We start from the raw sequence: 15,687 nt of genomic DNA, 5'->3' as shown, positions 1-15,687 counted from the left end.
AAAGAAATCGATACCACACTACTCCCATGATAATTTACCTTGACGGCAGATTCGTCCCGGAGGAGGAGGCCAGGGTCTCGGTCTTTGACCACGGGCTCCTCTATGGTGACGGTGTTTTCGAGGGGATACGCGCCTACAACGGTAAAATTTTCCGTCTTGACGAGCACCTTGCACGGCTCTACGACTCGGCAAAGGCAATCGATCTCGCCATCCCGCTCACGAAGGCGGAGATGGCGGAGGTCATCAAGGAGACGCTGCGGCAAAACAGCCTGCGGGACGCCTACATCCGCCCGATCGTGACGCGGGGTAAGGGCGATCTCGGGCTTGACCCGCTGAAATGCGCAAAACCGACCGTCATCGTCATCGCCGTCACCTGGGGGGCGATGTACGGCGACCTCTACGATAATGGGCTCCGGGCGATCTGCGTCTCGGTCCGGCGCACGCCGCCGGAGTCGATGCCGCCGAACGTGAAGAGCCTCAACTACTTAAACAACATCCTGGCAAAGATCGAGGCAAACTACAGGGGGGTCGATGAGGCGATCTTCTTCGATACGAAGGGTCACGTCTCTGAGGGGTCCGGGGACAACATATTTGTCGTCAAGGACGGTGTGATCATCACTCCGCCGACACTGAACAACCTGCGCGGGATCACCCGGATGGTTGTGCTGGAGATCGCGGCATCGATGGGGATCACGGTTCTTGAGCGTGATCTCGGGTATTTCGACCTTTATACGGCCGACGAGGTCTTTGTCACGGGGACGGCGGCGGAGGTTGCGCCGATCCGCGAGATCGACGGGCGGGTGATCGGGAACGGGAAGCCCGGACCCATCACCAGGCAGCTGATGGCCGCCTTCAGGACGGCCACCCAGAAGGATGGCACCCCGATCGAGGGGTAAGGCTTCCACTTTTTTCTCTCCGGCGAGGCTGCAGGTATAACTACCTGAAGGCTGAAGAGTTGATCATCAGGAGGTTTCCTGGAGGTGTGCCGCATTTATGGCGGGCAGTGCGGTTAAGATCCCGAGGGCGACGTGCAAGGTCTTTGGCGCGATAAAAGCGCTTTCTACGGTGAAGCGGTGCGTTGTGCTCGTCCACGGCCCGAAGGGCTGTGTATATCACATCAACTACATCCTGGGGATGCGGGGCGACCGGCCATCGGAGGTCTACTCGACCTGTCTTGATGAGCATGATGTCATCTTCGGCGCCGAGGAGAAGCTCACGGAGGCTATTGAGGAGATCGATGCGAGCCTCCACCCTGACCTGATCGCGGTGCTCTCATGCTGCGTCTCAAGCATCATCGGCGAGGATCTAAACGCCGCGGCGAGGGCCGCCTCGACATCTGCACGGGTTGTCGGTATTGAGGCCGGCGGGTTTGAGGGGGATTTCAGGGAGGGTTACAGCGAGACCCTCTGCCGGCTGGTCGAGGAGTTTGTCCGGGGGCCGCCGGGCGAGGTCAGGGATCGGTCGGTCAACCTGGTCGGTCTTCTCCGGGGCGGGCCGGACCTGAGGGAACTTGTGCGGATACTGGGTCTCATCGGCGTCCGCGTCAACGCGACGCTGACCGCGAACGCAGCGGTCGATGACCTTGAGCGCCTGGGGGAGGCGGTGTTAAACATCGTTCTCTGCGAGCCGGCCGGGCTTGAGGCGGCGAAGTTGCTTGAGCGGGTCTGCGGCACGCCGTTCATCGTCGCCGATATCCCTGTGGGTCATGCCGCCACCATCCGGTTCCTGGACAGCGTTGCCGACACTCTGGGGATTGGGCGTTACCCTCTCCGGGATGAGGAGGGCGACGAACTCTGCCGGGAGGCCCTGGCCGGGAGGCGGGTGGCGATCGTAAGCGGGCCGACGAGGGCGATCGGGATGACCCGGTTCCTGGCGGACCTGGGGCTTGCGCCGTCGCTAATCGTTGTGGACTTCGACCCGGGCAACCTGGAGCGGTTGAGCGGCCTGGCCGGGCCGGGGTGCGCGATCCTGGTCGAGCCGGAGCAGGAGGTGATCCGGGAGAGGCTTTTAGCCGGGAGGATCGACCTGATCTTTGGCGGCATGCTTGAGCGGCCGCTGGCCGCCTCGCTCGGGATCGAGCACCTGGATATGATGCACGGCAGCCAGAGGACGCTCGGGTTTGAAGGCGCAAGGCATATTGTCGAGGCGCTGACGAGAGAGAAGCCGGGTCAGAGCGGCAGGTAGAGGGGGAGCGGTTTTTGAGATCCGGCCCGGGATCGCTGCGGCACAACTTTTTTATTTATCGGTGCCCAAGTTGTATGGCACATTGGATGGGCTGCTATAGTGTAGGGGCCAATCATGTCGGCCTTTCACGCCGACGACTGGGGTTCAAATCCCCATAGCAGCATATATACTTGGGGTTTTTATTCCCGGGCCATTTCTTTGTATGTTTCCAGAGCACCGTCCACGTGTTCCGAATAAAGACGTCTTGAGGTTGCTTGACTATCCCGCTTACTTCAACCTTATGAACATCCCACTGCCGGAGAATCATGATGGAATTCTGCATGCGCTGGCGAGCGACGACCTGATCCGTGCGGTCGATGCTGGCGTCTGGAGCATCACGAACCCTTGGAGTGAGTGGCATCAACAAAGAGAACATATGGAATTTGCTGTTAATCGGCACAAGAAAGAATGCCTGAACCTGCCAATCGAGTTCCCCGGCCATTCGTCCCAGGAGGATCCAGATACAGATGGAGACGAACCCATTTTCCGGCACGGATGTTAGGACGTCCGCGATATCTTTATTCCTGATGCTGGGTCGAACGGCTTTATCGAGCCCATCAAATCAACGATCTGGCTTATAAACTCTTCTCTCTTTTCCGGTAGTATGCGCGCCTCTGGCGCACCGTGCCAGTTTATCTGGTTTTTACCGGAGATTTACCAGGTCTGCTAATTTTTTTTGCGCCTCGGTAAGAGGTGTTCCGTCAGGTATATATACCTGGCCCCAAAATGGCTCATGGCCTTTAACACCGAGTTTTTGGCAAAAGAAGACGGATTTGAAGAGATTGAACCAGGGTTCTCTCTCACGGAGTTCCTCAGTTCGCCCTATCTGGACACCATTGCACAGACTATTGAACGAGAATACTACTCCAGACAGGTCTCTCGGTTCCATTATCCGGTTATTCTTATGATCAAACTACTTGTCATCAAGTGTTTCAGGAAACAGTCCTATGTCCGGACAATTCGTCTCCTGACAGAGGATGATTGTTTCAACCTTGGTGCAGAGAAGACTGAAGCAGGGTATCTATTGCCCAATCCTGCAACACTCCACAGTTTTGTGAAATATCGTCTCGGCGTCGAAGGTGTGGAACGGCTCATGCATCTTGTCGGTGAGGCAATTGTTCTCTGGGCACAGGAGGAGAGGGTTGGGATCATCGATTCAACTCCAATCGAAGCATCCCGGTATGACAGATATGCTCTTTTTCACCCACATTACCAGGTTAAGATGGATAAAGCGCATATCTTCCATCTCGGACCATACCCACTCACCATGGTCTACTCGAATGGGACTGATGCGGATTTAACCCACCTTTTTCCACTTATCGAGAGAGTGGAGGCGCTGAAACCCAAACTCAGTCTTGTGCTGCTTGATGCCGGATACGACTCATACGAGGCACATGCACACCTCTGGTATCATCTGAATGCTCGACCCTGTATTGATACCCGGGATGGGGCAGTGATCCAGGAAGAAGGGACGGAACCACGCATCCGGCATTGGGTCAACAAACTCTGGAGAGCAGGGGGAGATATCCATGCTCCCCTGACTCAACAGTTGCGATTCCTATACCAGCATGGAAGAGTTGAACAGGTCGGGATGCATTTGCGAAACAAGAATCTTCTCGACCCGGAATTCCCAACTCTCATACAAAGCCGCGGTGAGTGTGAACGGATACATGGCCGGATTAAGGCTTCTGTAACCTTTCACCTCAAGGGGATCCGACATGAGAGCCGGAAACTCTATATGACTCTCAACTTCGTTGCATATCAAATTCTCCTTCTGTTCGGGTTGCGCGCGGGACTGAAGAATCCAACGCACCTGAGTGCACTGGTCTGAGGGAATCTGATACTCAGTCGGAGTTGAGGGAACTTCCCCCCCCCGAAATATGGGGGGACATGAAGAGCGGGAGCTGTCTTCAGTTTTCCAGGTTCTGCCACAATTTGCTCTCAAGGCTCGAGGTATCGTCTCTATGAGAGGGTGGGAGATGAGGGGGAGGATTCTAATTATGCAGAGTGAGGGGGATGAGGGAGGGATCTGCGTGGTCGCTGAAAGTTGCCATCAAACCAGTGAGGGCATTGGATTGATGGCCTCTTATCAACGCAACCCCCAACCCAAAACAATTAAGTGCCACCATGGCTTACTATGTAAGGTAAATCCCACCGGGCCCGTAGCATAGCTGGTGGTGCACCCGGCTGATAACCGGGAGGTCGTGCGTTCGAACCGCATCGGGCCCACTGATCCTTATTTTACGTTGTTTACAGTGTTTGTTTTAACGGTGGTGCACCCGGCTGATAGCCGGGAGGCCGGCCGTTCAAGTTATATCAGGTCCGTTCTCCACTCAACCGGTCTCGTTGGGCGGTTTCACCGGCACATAAAACCGCGAATCTGCTCCATGGAACCCGATCGTCTCCCTCACCCCGCCCCTCCCGACCGCCGCCGGTAGACAAGGTGCTCAAGCCCGAGCACCGTGACGATACCAACCACAAACCCGTTTGCAAGCACCGGCCGGAGCACCGCAGGTAGACCCGCAACAGCCTCCGCCGGCAGGAACGCCACCAGCGTCCCGAGCAGGAGGGGGATACCGACGATCAGCCCGCCATCAAACGTCTCCAGCGCCCCGCTCTCCTGGCCAAAGACCAGCCCTGCCGCAATCTGGGTGGCCATGACGTAGGCCAGGACGACGCCTATGACCGGACCCGGTATGCACTCCATGCAGCCGATAGCGCGCGGCGAGAACGCTATCAGCCCCAGCCCCACGGCCGCAGGGACGAGCGCAAACCGCGAGGCACAGCCCGTGGCCGCGATGACACCAGGACTCAGCGAGAAGTTCACCGGCCCTATAACCCCCATCAGCCCCGCAATGACGTTGCCAAGACCGGTGACACCCACCCCCCGGTTAACCCGCTCGTCCATCCCCTCAGCCGCAAGAAGGCTGCCGACCGACTGGATCGACCCGAGATCGTTCGTGGCAAGCGCCAGGTAACAGATCAGGAAGGCCGCAAGCACCCCGGGATCGGGGATGGCAAGCGGTGCAGCCAGATCCCCGGGCAGAGCAAACAGCGCCGTATCGGCAGGGAGAGCGGCGACGCCCCCGAAAAGAGCAATGTAGACCACGGTGCCGAAGACGAGACCCCATACCGCCACCGTCGACCGCCAGAACCCCTCAAGAAGCCCGTACGCCGCAAAGAGGACGAGAGCAAACCCCACGGCAAAGAGGAAGGCCGCTGTCGCCGTAGCCCCATCACCACCCTCCGTGACAAGACCCAGGATGACGGGTGCAAGGGTGAACGCAATGAGCATCAGGACGACCACTATCACACGCGGCGTGAAGAGCCTTTTGAGGTGCCCCACAAACCCCGTCAGCGCGATCGCGCTGAGCAAAAGCCCCCCGATCAGAAGCGAGGCGTTGATGGCGGCTGAACCCGCATCCTGGCTTGCCAGGATGCCGACAAGGAGCACCGTCGCCGGGCCGAGAACGATCGGGAGCCTGTGACCCATGTAGACCTGCACCACCAGCAGCACCGCGGCCAGGAGGAATAGCCTCTGCAGATAGGGGATCGCCGCACCCGCAGGCTCGAGGCCGGCCGCCACCCTCCCGGCGATCAGGATGACAGGGACGCTCACCGCCAGCCACTGGAGCCCGTAGACCAGGAGCAGCCCCGGCCGTGGCCGCTCGTCAATACCGCAGGAAAACTCCATTCACAAACCCCGGGTTCAAGGAGTATGTGGGCGCTCCCCAAAATATAGCCCTTCCTCGACCCAAAAAGTCGGTTATTATTATGTCTCAGCCCGATAACGTTTCACACGATGCATCTACCCTATATCGCGGCCAGAGAGCGGGTCCGCCGGAGATGGCGGCCATGAACGCCGTCGATGTCCGCGGGCTCTCGCGTTCGTTTGACGGCCGGGAGATCCTCCGCGGCGTCACCTTTTCCGTCGCTCACGGTGAGATCTTCGGCTACCTCGGCCCCAACGGCGCCGGGAAGACCACAACCATCCGGATCCTGCTCGGGCTCCTCACCCCCGGCGCCGGCGAGTGCCGGGTTCTCGGCCGCGACCTCGCCCTCGACGACGCTGCCCGCGCAAAGGTCGGCGTCCTCTTCGAGAACAACGGCCTTGCCGACCGGCTGAGCGCCGCAGACAACCTGGCCTACTACGCCGGGCTCTACGATCTCGACGACCCCCGCGACCGGATCGATGAACTCCTGGCGCTCGTAGACCTCGAGGACCGGCGAAACGACCCCGTCGGAACGTTCTCAACCGGCATGAAACGAAGGCTCGGGATCGCCCGGGCAATCCTCCACCGGCCCGAGGTCGTCTTCCTGGACGAACCCTCGTCCGGGCTTGACCCCGGTGCGCAGCGGATGGTCCGCGACCTCATAGTCGACCTCTCACAGCGCGAAGAGATGACCGTCTTCTTAAACTCCCACCACCTCGACGAGGTCCAGCGGATCTGCTCCACCGTCGCGATCCTGGCGGGCGGCAGGATCCGGGCGTTCGACTCGGTGAAGAACCTCACCGCCGCCTCCGGCCGCCCAGAGATGACGGTCGTCCTTGCCGACCCGGGCGATCGTGCCCGCGCCCGCGAAACCGCAATGGCGCTCCCTTACGTCAGCGGCTGCGAGGAGGATGGAGAGGTCCTGCGCTGCACCCTCACCGACCCCGGCGTCATCCCCGACCTCATCGCGGCGCTCGCCGCCGCAGGGTTCAGGCTCCTTGAGGTTCGCCGCTCTTCGCGGTCGCTTGAAGAGATCTACCTCGAAAACGTCGGCCAATCGGAGGGCGGCTCATGAGCACGTTTACCGTCATAGCCGGCCGGGAGATTCATATCGCGCTGCGAAACCGGGGCATCATCATCACCGCCCTCATCTTCGCCGTATGGTTCCCCGCCCTCTCGGCCGTCGGGATGGTGGCGGCTTCCGGCGAGGGCGCCGTTGCCGTCTCCGGCGTCGTTGTCGCGATCACCCTCCCCGTTGCCATCCTCATGGGCTACATCTTCTGCTCCGACGCCTTCCTCCGGGAGAAACGGGACGGCAGCATCGAGACGCTCCTCTGCGCCCCCGTCTCGCTCCGGCACCTCTGGGCGGGAAAGACCGCCGGAGTCGCCATCCCGGCCTACCTGACAACCCTGCTCTCAGCCGTTTTGACGTTCGCGACGGCCTCAGCCATGCTGGAGGCTCCACCCAGCCTCGATCTCCTGCTCATCCCTCACATGCTGGTAGTCGTCCCGGTCTGGATCCTCACCGCCGCCGGGTTCATCGGCGCCGCCCAGCTCGCCCTCGGGATGCGGGAGAACCAGATCCTTGGGTTCCTCTTCATATTCGGGTTCATTTTCCTTATCAGCGCGCTCCAGGGCATCATATCCGGAGGGGCGGAGATCTCGGCCGCGGCCGAAGCGGCTCTCGCGGCAGCAGGGGTTGCGCTCCTCGGTCTTGCCCGCTTCATCGCCGGCAGGGTATCAAAAGAGAGGATCGTTACGACGATCCCGTGAAGGGAGGGGAAAGACCCTCCTACAGCGTCTCCTCGCCGTAGAGGTAGGGCCTCAGGGCCTCCGGCACCGTGACCGAGCCGTCCGGGTTCTGGTAGTTCTCCAGGATCGCCCGGATAGCCCGTGTTGTCGCTATCGCGGTGCTGTTCAGGGTGTGGAGATAGCGTTTCTTCGTGAACTCAACAGGGTCGCGCACCTTGATGTTTAGCCGGACCGCCTGGTATGCCGTGCAGTTCGAGCACGATACCGCCTCGCGGTAGCGCTCCTCCCGCGGCATCCAGACCTCAAGGTCGTACTTCTTCGCGGCGACCGTCCCGATATCCCCGGTACATATCAGGACAACCCGGTAGGGCAGACCGAGCCGCTGGAAGACCTCCTCGGCGTTTGCTATCAGTTCCTCGTGAAGGTCCCAGGACTGTTCCGGGGTGGAGTAGATGAACTGCTCCACCTTGTGGAACTGGTGGACGCGAAACAGCCCCTTTGTATCGATCCCGTGCGCCCCGATCTCGCGCCGGAAACAGGGGCTGATACCTGCAAACCTGAGCGGGAGGTCTTTCTCCTCGAAGATCTCATCGCTGTAGATCGCGGCCATGGGGTGCTCGCTCGTCGCGATCAGGTACTCATCCTCGCCGTCGATCTTATACATCACGTTCTCAAAGTCAGCAAGGTCAGTCACCCCCTCGTATGAGGCCCGGTTCATCATGTAGGGCGGGATGATCGGGGTGTAGCCGCGCCTGATGAGGAGATCCATCGCGAACCGCTGGAGAGCCATATCGAGCAGGGCAAGCCTGCCTTTCAGGAAGTAGAACCCCGCGCCCGCGATCTTTGCTGCGCGTTCGAAGTCCGCCCAACCATGCTCGACGGCAAGCGCCCCGTGGTTCACCAGGTCAAACTCCGGAACTTTCGGCTCCCCCCAGCACCGGATCTCGACGTTCCCCGTCTCGTCACTCCCGATCGGCACGCTCTCGTGGAGGATGTTCGGGAGGCGCATCAGCCGATAGCGCACCGCTTCGGAGAGGCGGCCGCGCTCAGCCTCGGCCTCCCTGATCCGCTCCGGCAGACCCGCCGCCTCGGAGAGGAGCGGCGATATATCCTCTCCGGACCTCCTTGCCCGGCTGATCTCTCGTGAGACAACGTTCCTGCGGTTGCGCAGGTTCCCGATCTCAACCGTGAGTTCACGGACCCGCCGGTCCATCTCCAGCACCTCGTCGACCCAGGGCAGTTTATCGGTATCCCCTCTCTTCATGAGGTCGGCCCTGACGATCTCGGGGTGTTCGCGAACGAACTTCAGATCAAGCATGCTCTTTCTCTCTACTTACTTCGGCGTGACGGTATATGGTCATGTTGTCGGCCAAGAGTTATAATCCCGTGCGGATCAATCCATAATCATGGACAGGAACCAGAAGATCGTTCTGGTGGCCGGCGGCCTCATAACGCTCGTGCTCTTATTCATCGACTACTTCGTCGCCCTGATCGCGCTGGTCTGCCTGCTCACCCTGTTGATGAGCATCCATATCATGGGGGAGACCGCAGACTTCCCGCTTGTCACCGCAGACCTATCAGAAGACGCCCGCAGGATCATCCTCACCAACACCGGCACCGCCGTGGCGAACAACATCCATCTCGCCCTGGTCCCCCTGAATATCGAGTTTGATCACCCCTCGCTCGGCCCTGACGAGAGGTCAAGTCTCGAACTTGAGTCGATGGTCTCAGAAGCAAAAGCGGTCGTCACCTACGAGAACGCCGGGGGAGAGCGGTTCCAGCGCTCCTACATGCTTGCGGCGCTCCGTGCCGGACACGACCCTACTGAACCCTTCTTCCCGATCTTCGGAAAACGCTGAGACGCTCTCACGGAATAGCGATGTACTCCAGCGTCCGCGCGAGGGCCGCCATGAGCTCCTCCTCCTTCTCCGCATACTCGTAGAGCGCCCGGTAGAGCATGAAGAGGATCTCGTAGCCGTAGATCTCAAACGCCTCCTCCGGCGTCAGCACAGACAGGTAGGAGTCTGTCCGGATCTCGGTGTTGGTGTACATCAGTTCGTGGAAGACCCCGTCCTCGTCGAGTACGCAGATCTGCACATCGACCGGCTTTGCCGTATCGTCGGGGCGGTAGGGGAGCGGCTCCCCCTTCCCGAGGAGTATCATCCTCTTCTCGTAAAACTCCTGGTCGTAGAGCTGCCCTGAGGCCTCCCTCCTTGCACGCCGGAGCATCTCAAGCCCGACCTTCTTTACCGCCGGCGCTGCATCGGCGGCCATCCTTGCAAGGAGAGCGGCTGCGTTCTCCCTGACTTTCGCGGCAGCCTCTTCCTTCTCCGCCTCCAGGGTGCCCAGGGTCTCAAGGAGCCGGTTATACCCCTCTTCGATGATTGGATCCATTGCTTCATTCACTTTTTTGCGTATCTCTCCATAAGCGCACCGATCTGCCTCCACGGATCCCGAGCGCGGCCGCGTAGGCCGCTGTGCTCACCAGGATGATCGTCGCACCGGAGGGGACGTTCAGGACGTAGGAGAGGCCGATCCCGATCAGGGTGAATAGGGCGCCTAGACCGGTTGCAAGGAGCATCATGCTCCACAGCCTCCCGGTGCAGAGCCGGCTGATAGCCGCCGGGATGGTGAGGAGAGCGATCACCAGGATGATCCCGACGACCCGGATCAGCATCACCACAGTGAGCGCGACCAGAACCAGGAGGAGGAGCGAGAGCCGTTCCACCGGGAGGTTCATGACCCTTGCGTAGTCCGGATCGAAGGTTACCGCCTGGAACTCAAGGTAGAAGAGGCCGACGATCGCGACGATGATCACCACCAGCACCGCCATCAGGAGGATATCGCCCCGCGGCACCAGCAGGATGTTCCCGAAGAGGTAGGAGAATAGGTCCGGCGCAAACCCGGGCGTCAGGTAGACAAAGAGTATCCCGAGCGCCATTCCGGCCGCCCAGACCGCGCCTATGATGGTATCCATCTGCTGCCGGGCGCGGATCTCAAGCGCCCCCATACCGAGCGCCGTCGCCACGGTGAAGACCGTCGCGCCGAGGAGCGGGTCGATCCCGAGGTAGTAGCCAAGCCCCACACCGCCAAACGCCGCGTGGGATATACCCCCGCTGACAGAGACCATCCGCCGCACCACGACATACGTCCCGATGATCCCGCAGGCGATGCTTGCAAGCACCCCGGCAAGAAGGGCGTTGCGGAAGAACTCGAACCCGAGCACCTCAAGCATCCTCTCCACCCTCCTCCGGGTGGTCTGAGAAGACCCGGTGCGGAACGCCGTGGGCTATCAGGTCCACGGGGCAGTGGTATGCGGCCTCGAGCATATCCGGTGTGATCTCGGCCGAGTCGTGGGTGTAGAGGCGCCGGTTCAGGCAGGCAACACGGGTGATCCGATCCGGGATCACCCCTATATCGTGAGTGACGAGGACGATCGCCATCCGCTCGCGGAGTTGGTCGAGGATCTCGTAGAACTGCAGGGTTGTCGGGGTGTCAACGTAGACCGTCGGTTCGTCCAGAAGGAGGACATTCGGCTCGCCGACGAGCGCACGGGCGATGATCGCGCGCTGCTGCTCCCCGCCAGAGAGGTCGCGGATCTGGCGGTCGGCAAGGTCTGAGATGCCCATCGTCTCGAGCGCTTCATCTGCCCGTTCGCGGTCCAGGCTTCCGTACCGCCGCGGGAGACGGCTGATCCGGCCAAGGCGACCGGAGATCACCATCTCCCGGACGGTGATCGGGTAATCGAAGTCAAACGTCCGGAACTGGGGGACGTAGCCGAGATTGCTCATACCGCCGCGAAACCTGACCTCCCCCCGGCAGGGGCGGAGGAGACCAAGGATCACCCGGAGAAGCGTAGTCTTCCCGCCGCCGTTCGGGCCGATGATGGCGAAGAAGTCGTCAGGGTAGATGCTGAGGTTCACCGCCTCGAGTACGGTATGCCCGCGCATCGTGACCCAGACGTCCCTGACATCGATCAGAGGTTCGCTCATCCGCTGACGCTCCCGGCGAAGGCCGAGGCCACCTGCCGCATGTTATCCATGTAGTCCTTCTTGAGCGGGCTCACAGTCACCACGCTGCCGCCGATCGCCTCCGCGATCACCCCGGCGCTCCGGGTGGAGTGTTCCGGTGAGGCGAAGACCACCCGGACACCCTCCTCCTCTGCCAGGCGGATGAGGTGTTCTATCCTCTTTGGCGAGGGTTCTTTGCCCTCGCTCTCGATCGCCACCTCCTCAAACCCGTAGTCCCGGGCAAGGTAGGCCCAGGAGGGGTGGTCGACCAGCACCACCCTCACACCCGACCCGGCGATCAGAGCGGAGATCTCGGCGTCCAGGGTATCGAGGTCATCCAGGTATGCCGCGGCGTTCCGGCGGTAGTCTTCAGCGTTCTCCGGGTCGGCCTCGATAAGCCCGTCGCGGATATTCTCAACCATGACCTTTGCGTTCCGGGGTGATGTCCAGATATGGGGGTCGGCCGCGATAAACTCGACCCCCTGCGAGCAGTTCACCACGGCCATACCGGGGTTCAGGGCGGCGATCTTATCTCCCCAGGCAATCTCAAACTCGATCCCCGACCCGACCATCGCATACAGATCCGCCTCCGCAACCCCGGCCAGGACCGCCGGCGCGGGTTCGTGGGTGTGGGGGTCGGCACCGGGAGGCACGAGCAGTATCACCCTGACATGATCCCCGCCAACCCGCTCCACGAACTCCTGCTGAGGGGGGATGGTGACGACCACAACAATCCGGCCATCATCCTCCACATCCCCGTCAGCGCCGGTGCACCCCGCCATGGCGGTCATAAGCCCGAGGAGGAGGCATGCGGCGGCAATGAGGGATAATGGTTTGATCCCGGCGGCACCACGCATCATTCTCATCTCCATGATTTGGTACCTATCTAAATCTTGCTCACACCAACCGTCCGCCGGAGGAGCAGCAACCGCGATCGTGCTCGATCTCGCCGCAGACGCTCATCATCGGGTGCCCGAGCGACCTGCAGATCCTGTCGACCAGGTCCTTTGAGAAAGACTGCTCGATCTTCTCCGCCTCGCTGCAGGCCTCCTCGGGCGTAAGCCTGTAGTGGCTCAGCACCAGCGCAACGATCCGGTGGCGGCGGACCAGAAACCGGGCATACTCGACGCCGGGAGGGGTGAGTCTCACGCCGTGGTAGGGCGTGTGCTCGATGTAACCCGCGTTCGCGATCTCCCTCAGGGCCTTTGTGACGGTCGATGGGGCAACGTCAAACCGGGCGGCGATCTCGGTTGTCTTCACGAGATCGCCCCGCATGTAGATGTACTTCAGGTAATCTGCCTTCTTTGAGGAGAGTTCCTGGCCGGTGAACTCCTGCATGAGAGAGTGTCTATTCAAGGTATGAGAAAAAGTTTCCGTGGGGCTAAATCGGGACCGCCGGATCAAATATTCCAGGATATAGGCTCACCACGTTTTGCAGGCAGTGTGCGCGGGGGTGCTTCAAACCGGGTTTGCTGTGAACACCATTCTGTGGGAGACGCTCGAAGGGCGGGGAGGGCCGATTGGCCCGATGGCCGTGTCCGGGGGAGGAGACCGGATCTGCGAGGAGTTTCGCGCCTGAAACCGGCTGAGGTGATGCTCTCCCCGGACACCGTATCTATGGGGAATCGCCCCGTGGGGGAGGGGCTGACGGGGAGGGGGATGGAACATCCCACGCCCCTGTCTCCTGCATATCAACCAGACACTCTTCTTCCGTGGGAGGTAGAGACACCCCCACCGCCCGGCCGCTCCGCGGCCTCCTCCCGCCCCCTCCACAGGGGGCGGGCAAGTGTTTGGCGATTGGCCCGATGGCCGTGTCCGGGGGAGGAGACCGGATCTCAAGGAGTGTCAGGTGAGACCACGAAGTAGTGGTCTCCTCCCCGGACACCGTATCTATGGGGAATCGCCCCGTGGGGGAGGGGCTGACGGGGAGGGGGATGGAACATCCCCCGCCCCTGTCTCCTGCATATCAACCAGACACTCTTCTTCCGTGGGAGGTAGAGACACCCCCACCGCCCGGCCGCTCCGCGGCCTCCTCCCGCCCCCTTCCGAGGGGGCGGGCAGTGCGTGGCGATAGCCCCGATGGCCGTGCCAGGGGACGGAGACCGGATCTCAGGGAGTGTCAGGTGAGACCGCGAAGTAGTGGTCTCCTCCCCGGACACCGTATCTATGGGGAATCGCCCCGTGGGGGAGGGGCTGACGGGGAGGGGGATGGAACATCCCCCGCCCCTGTCTCCTGCATATCAACCAGACACTCTTCTTCCGTGGGAGGTAGAGACACCCCCACCGCCCGGCCGCTCCGCGGCCTCCTCCCGCCCCTTCCACAGGGGGCGAGCAGTGTGGGGCGATAGCACCGGATACCGTGTCCGGGGGAGGAGACCGGATCTCAGGGAGTGTCAGGTGAGACCGCGAAGTAGTGGTCTCCTCCCGGACACCGTATCTATGGAGAATCGCCCCCGTGGGGGAGGGGCTGACGGGGAGGGGGGATGGAGACGTCCCCCGCCCCTGTCGCTCGCGTGTCACCAGAAAGATCTTTCATAGATCACCTCCGCCCTGTAAAACCGTCGCGGCAGAGGTTCCACCAAACCCGGCAGCACGGCTCCGGCAGCACGGCTCGCACCGCCTGACGTCACCGGTCTGGCGGCCTCAAACCAGTTCCCCGATGACGTAGTGGCGGTGGTTTCCGGTTATGAGCGCTCTCCCGGAGAAACCCGGTGGCAGGTCGTCTCTGATGACGACGTTGAGGTAACAGGGGTTACGGCAGACGGTCGAGCCCGGCACTTTCTTCTCTGTCGCGACCACCGGCGTCACCCGTCCCATCCAGCGCTCGTTGTAGCGGTCGTAGATCCGGTTCGCCTCAGCAAGCAGCGCCCGTGACCGCTCCTTCCTCAGCCTCTCCGGGAGGTCTTTCAAGGCGGCAGCGGGGGTGCCGGGCCGCCGGGAGTAGCGTGTGACATTAACCTTCACAAACTCACACCGGCGGAGGAGTTCGAGCGTCTCCTGGAACTCCTCATCCGTCTCGCCCGGAAACCCGGTTATGAAGTCAGAAGAGATCATCATATCCGGGAACTCCTCCCGGAACGCATCCACGATCCGGACGACGTCCGCCGCGGTGTAGCCCCGCTGCATCCGCTCAAGGACGGTGTCCGAGCCTGACTGAACAGGGAGGTGGAGGAACCGGAAGACCTTCTCGCTGTGGAACGCCTCGACCAGATCGTCCAGGATACCGGTGACCGATGCGGGGTGCATCATCCCCACCCGGACGGCAAACCGCCCCGGGATACCCGATATCCCGCGCAGGAGGTCCGGGAACGATTCGCCGCGATCGAGGCCCCAGGCGGCAACGTCCTGCCCGGTAACCTGGATCTCGTATGCTCCTGAGGCGAGAAGACCCCTGACGGCATCAAGGACTGCCTCCGCCGGCGCGCTCCGCAGCCGCCCGCGTGCAAGCCGGGTTATGCAGTAACTGCACCGGCCTGCGCAGCCGGAAGCCACCTGGACGACGCCGGTCGCCCCCGGGCCTCGGGTGCCGATGCTCCCGGACCGCTCCTGGATCTCGTCCGGGTGGATGACACGGGGGTTGCAGACCGACCGGATCTCATCCATCTGAACGAGGGGCATACACCCGGTCACATAGAGATCGCGGTCGGCGAACTCCTCAAGCCGCCGGAGCATCTTTCGCTCGGTTCTGCCTATCACCGTGCAGGTGTTGATGACAACGGCGTCCGCCTCCTCCGGACGCCCTGTTATGGTGCAACCCTGCCCCTCCAGTATCCGTTCCAGCCTCCGGCTATCGGCCTGGTTGTAGGTGCAGCCATAGGTCTCGATGTAGACCCGTCTTCCCCGTAACTCATCAACCGTAATGACTGCTCAACGCTCCTTTTCTGCGCGGTCGGATGCCGGCTCGAAACCCGGGTGGTGTGATGCAGGTGGATTGGTTTAACTTGCGGGGATGAAAGGGGCGAAGCGGGAAGTCCCCGGTCGAGAGGAGC

General features: G+C 61.5%; 14 protein-coding genes and 2 tRNA genes. 8 read left to right on the top strand and 8 right to left on the bottom strand.

Annotated elements, in window-relative coordinates; all coding sequences use genetic code 11:
* The first annotated feature begins 26 nt into the window (after nucleotides 1-26).
* The 5 genes from ilvE to R6Y96_RS04875 all read left to right on the top strand — a co-directional run bounded on the left by ilvE (nucleotide 27) and on the right by R6Y96_RS04875 (nucleotide 4,452).
* On the top strand, nucleotides 27-896 hold the full coding sequence (gene ilvE, locus R6Y96_RS04895; protein WP_318622401.1) for a branched-chain-amino-acid transaminase: 870 nt from the start codon (nucleotides 27-29) through the stop codon (nucleotides 894-896).
* A 97-nt stretch (nucleotides 897-993) separates the two neighbouring features.
* Nucleotides 994-2,184: a nitrogenase component 1 gene (locus tag R6Y96_RS04890; protein WP_318622400.1), complete on the top strand. Its 1,191-nt coding sequence runs from the start codon at nucleotides 994-996 to the stop codon at nucleotides 2,182-2,184.
* A 90-nt stretch (nucleotides 2,185-2,274) separates the two neighbouring features.
* Nucleotides 2,275-2,347: transfer RNA gene (locus tag R6Y96_RS04885), tRNA-Glu, on the top strand.
* 609 nt (nucleotides 2,348-2,956) lie between these two features.
* On the top strand, nucleotides 2,957-4,054 hold the full coding sequence (locus R6Y96_RS04880) for a transposase (protein ID WP_318622399.1): 1,098 nt from the start codon (nucleotides 2,957-2,959) through the stop codon (nucleotides 4,052-4,054).
* A 325-nt stretch (nucleotides 4,055-4,379) separates the two neighbouring features.
* A tRNA-Ile gene (locus tag R6Y96_RS04875) sits at nucleotides 4,380-4,452 on the top strand.
* A gap of 178 nt (nucleotides 4,453-4,630) precedes the next feature.
* Here the strand turns inward: R6Y96_RS04875 and R6Y96_RS04870 are convergent.
* Nucleotides 4,631-5,917, bottom strand: a complete 1,287-nt coding sequence (locus R6Y96_RS04870; RefSeq protein WP_318622398.1) for a uracil-xanthine permease family protein — start codon at nucleotides 5,915-5,917, stop codon at nucleotides 4,631-4,633.
* A gap of 152 nt (nucleotides 5,918-6,069) precedes the next feature.
* Between R6Y96_RS04870 and R6Y96_RS04865 the strand changes: the two genes are divergently transcribed.
* Both R6Y96_RS04865 and R6Y96_RS04860 read left to right on the top strand, forming a co-directional pair.
* Nucleotides 6,070-7,011: an ABC transporter ATP-binding protein gene (locus tag R6Y96_RS04865; protein ID WP_318622397.1), complete on the top strand. Its 942-nt coding sequence runs from the start codon at nucleotides 6,070-6,072 to the stop codon at nucleotides 7,009-7,011.
* Nucleotides 7,008-7,709 carry an ABC transporter permease gene (locus R6Y96_RS04860; RefSeq protein WP_318622396.1) on the top strand — a complete coding sequence of 234 codons (702 nt, stop codon included), beginning with the start codon at nucleotides 7,008-7,010 and terminating at the stop codon, nucleotides 7,707-7,709. The genes R6Y96_RS04865 and R6Y96_RS04860 overlap by 4 nt, the downstream gene beginning before the upstream one ends.
* A 19-nt stretch (nucleotides 7,710-7,728) precedes the next feature.
* Here the strand turns inward: R6Y96_RS04860 and serS are convergent, their stop codons facing one another.
* A complete protein-coding gene (gene serS, locus R6Y96_RS04855; protein ID WP_318622395.1) occupies nucleotides 7,729-9,006 on the bottom strand; it encodes a serine--tRNA ligase in 1,278 nt (425 codons plus the stop codon).
* Nucleotides 9,007-9,094: 88 nt separating this feature from the next.
* Here serS and R6Y96_RS04850 point away from each other — a divergent pair, with 88 nt between their 5' ends.
* On the top strand, nucleotides 9,095-9,547 hold the full coding sequence (locus tag R6Y96_RS04850) for a hypothetical protein (protein ID WP_318622394.1): 453 nt from the start codon (nucleotides 9,095-9,097) through the stop codon (nucleotides 9,545-9,547).
* A 7-nt stretch (nucleotides 9,548-9,554) separates the two neighbouring features.
* Here R6Y96_RS04850 and R6Y96_RS04845 read toward each other — a convergent pair whose 3' ends face one another.
* From R6Y96_RS04845 to R6Y96_RS04820, 6 genes are all read right to left on the bottom strand, one after another.
* On the bottom strand, nucleotides 9,555-10,082 hold the full coding sequence (locus R6Y96_RS04845) for a hypothetical protein (protein ID WP_318622393.1): 528 nt from the start codon (nucleotides 10,080-10,082) through the stop codon (nucleotides 9,555-9,557).
* Between the two features lie 4 nt (nucleotides 10,083-10,086).
* Complete coding sequence (locus R6Y96_RS04840) at nucleotides 10,087-10,923, bottom strand: metal ABC transporter permease (RefSeq protein ID WP_318622487.1); 837 nt, start codon at nucleotides 10,921-10,923, stop codon at nucleotides 10,087-10,089.
* Nucleotides 10,916-11,680 carry a metal ABC transporter ATP-binding protein gene (locus R6Y96_RS04835; protein WP_318622392.1) on the bottom strand — a complete coding sequence of 255 codons (765 nt, stop codon included), beginning with the start codon at nucleotides 11,678-11,680 and terminating at the stop codon, nucleotides 10,916-10,918. The genes R6Y96_RS04840 and R6Y96_RS04835 overlap by 8 nt, the downstream gene beginning before the upstream one ends.
* Nucleotides 11,677-12,558 carry a metal ABC transporter solute-binding protein, Zn/Mn family gene (locus R6Y96_RS04830; protein ID WP_318622391.1) on the bottom strand — a complete coding sequence of 294 codons (882 nt, stop codon included), beginning with the start codon at nucleotides 12,556-12,558 and terminating at the stop codon, nucleotides 11,677-11,679. Before R6Y96_RS04830 ends, R6Y96_RS04835 begins: the two co-directional genes overlap by 4 nt.
* A gap of 37 nt (nucleotides 12,559-12,595) precedes the next feature.
* Nucleotides 12,596-13,036: a metal-dependent transcriptional regulator gene (locus tag R6Y96_RS04825; RefSeq protein WP_318622390.1), complete on the bottom strand. Its 441-nt coding sequence runs from the start codon at nucleotides 13,034-13,036 to the stop codon at nucleotides 12,596-12,598.
* A gap of 1,305 nt (nucleotides 13,037-14,341) precedes the next feature.
* The gene (locus R6Y96_RS04820; RefSeq protein WP_404810333.1) at nucleotides 14,342-15,523 is read right to left on the bottom strand and encodes a MiaB/RimO family radical SAM methylthiotransferase; all 1,182 of its coding nucleotides are present in this window, start codon (nucleotides 15,521-15,523) and stop codon (nucleotides 14,342-14,344) included.
* Between the last annotated feature and the right edge of the window lie 164 nt (nucleotides 15,524-15,687).

The organism is Methanoculleus receptaculi (assembly GCF_033472595.1).
GTDB lineage: Archaea > Halobacteriota > Methanomicrobia > Methanomicrobiales > Methanoculleaceae > Methanoculleus > Methanoculleus receptaculi.
Note: the sequence above shows the minus strand (reverse complement) of the source record. Positions and strands in the feature narration are given on the sequence as shown.

Bases quoted from the DNA above. Each gene is read 5' to 3' on its own strand.
- R6Y96_RS04825 (WP_318622390.1), bottom strand. From the start codon at position 13,036: ATGCAGGAGTTCACCGGCCAGGAACTCTCCTCAAAGAAGGCAGATTAC.
- R6Y96_RS04830 (WP_318622391.1), bottom strand. From the start codon at position 12,558: ATGATGCGTGGTGCCGCCGGGATCAAACCATTATCCCTCATTGCCGCC.
- R6Y96_RS04870 (WP_318622398.1), bottom strand. From the start codon at position 5,917: ATGGAGTTTTCCTGCGGTATTGACGAGCGGCCACGGCCGGGGCTGCTC.
- R6Y96_RS04880 (WP_318622399.1), top strand. From the start codon at position 2,957: ATGGCCTTTAACACCGAGTTTTTGGCAAAAGAAGACGGATTTGAAGAG.
- serS (WP_318622395.1), bottom strand. From the start codon at position 9,006: ATGCTTGATCTGAAGTTCGTTCGCGAACACCCCGAGATCGTCAGGGCC.
- R6Y96_RS04835 (WP_318622392.1), bottom strand. From the start codon at position 11,680: ATGAGCGAACCTCTGATCGATGTCAGGGACGTCTGGGTCACGATGCGC.
- ilvE (WP_318622401.1), top strand. From the start codon at position 27: ATGATAATTTACCTTGACGGCAGATTCGTCCCGGAGGAGGAGGCCAGG.
- R6Y96_RS04865 (WP_318622397.1), top strand. From the start codon at position 6,070: ATGGCGGCCATGAACGCCGTCGATGTCCGCGGGCTCTCGCGTTCGTTT.
- R6Y96_RS04850 (WP_318622394.1), top strand. From the start codon at position 9,095: ATGGACAGGAACCAGAAGATCGTTCTGGTGGCCGGCGGCCTCATAACG.
- R6Y96_RS04845 (WP_318622393.1), bottom strand. From the start codon at position 10,082: ATGGATCCAATCATCGAAGAGGGGTATAACCGGCTCCTTGAGACCCTG.
- R6Y96_RS04840 (WP_318622487.1), bottom strand. From the start codon at position 10,923: ATGCTTGAGGTGCTCGGGTTCGAGTTCTTCCGCAACGCCCTTCTTGCC.
- R6Y96_RS04860 (WP_318622396.1), top strand. From the start codon at position 7,008: ATGAGCACGTTTACCGTCATAGCCGGCCGGGAGATTCATATCGCGCTG.
- R6Y96_RS04890 (WP_318622400.1), top strand. From the start codon at position 994: ATGGCGGGCAGTGCGGTTAAGATCCCGAGGGCGACGTGCAAGGTCTTT.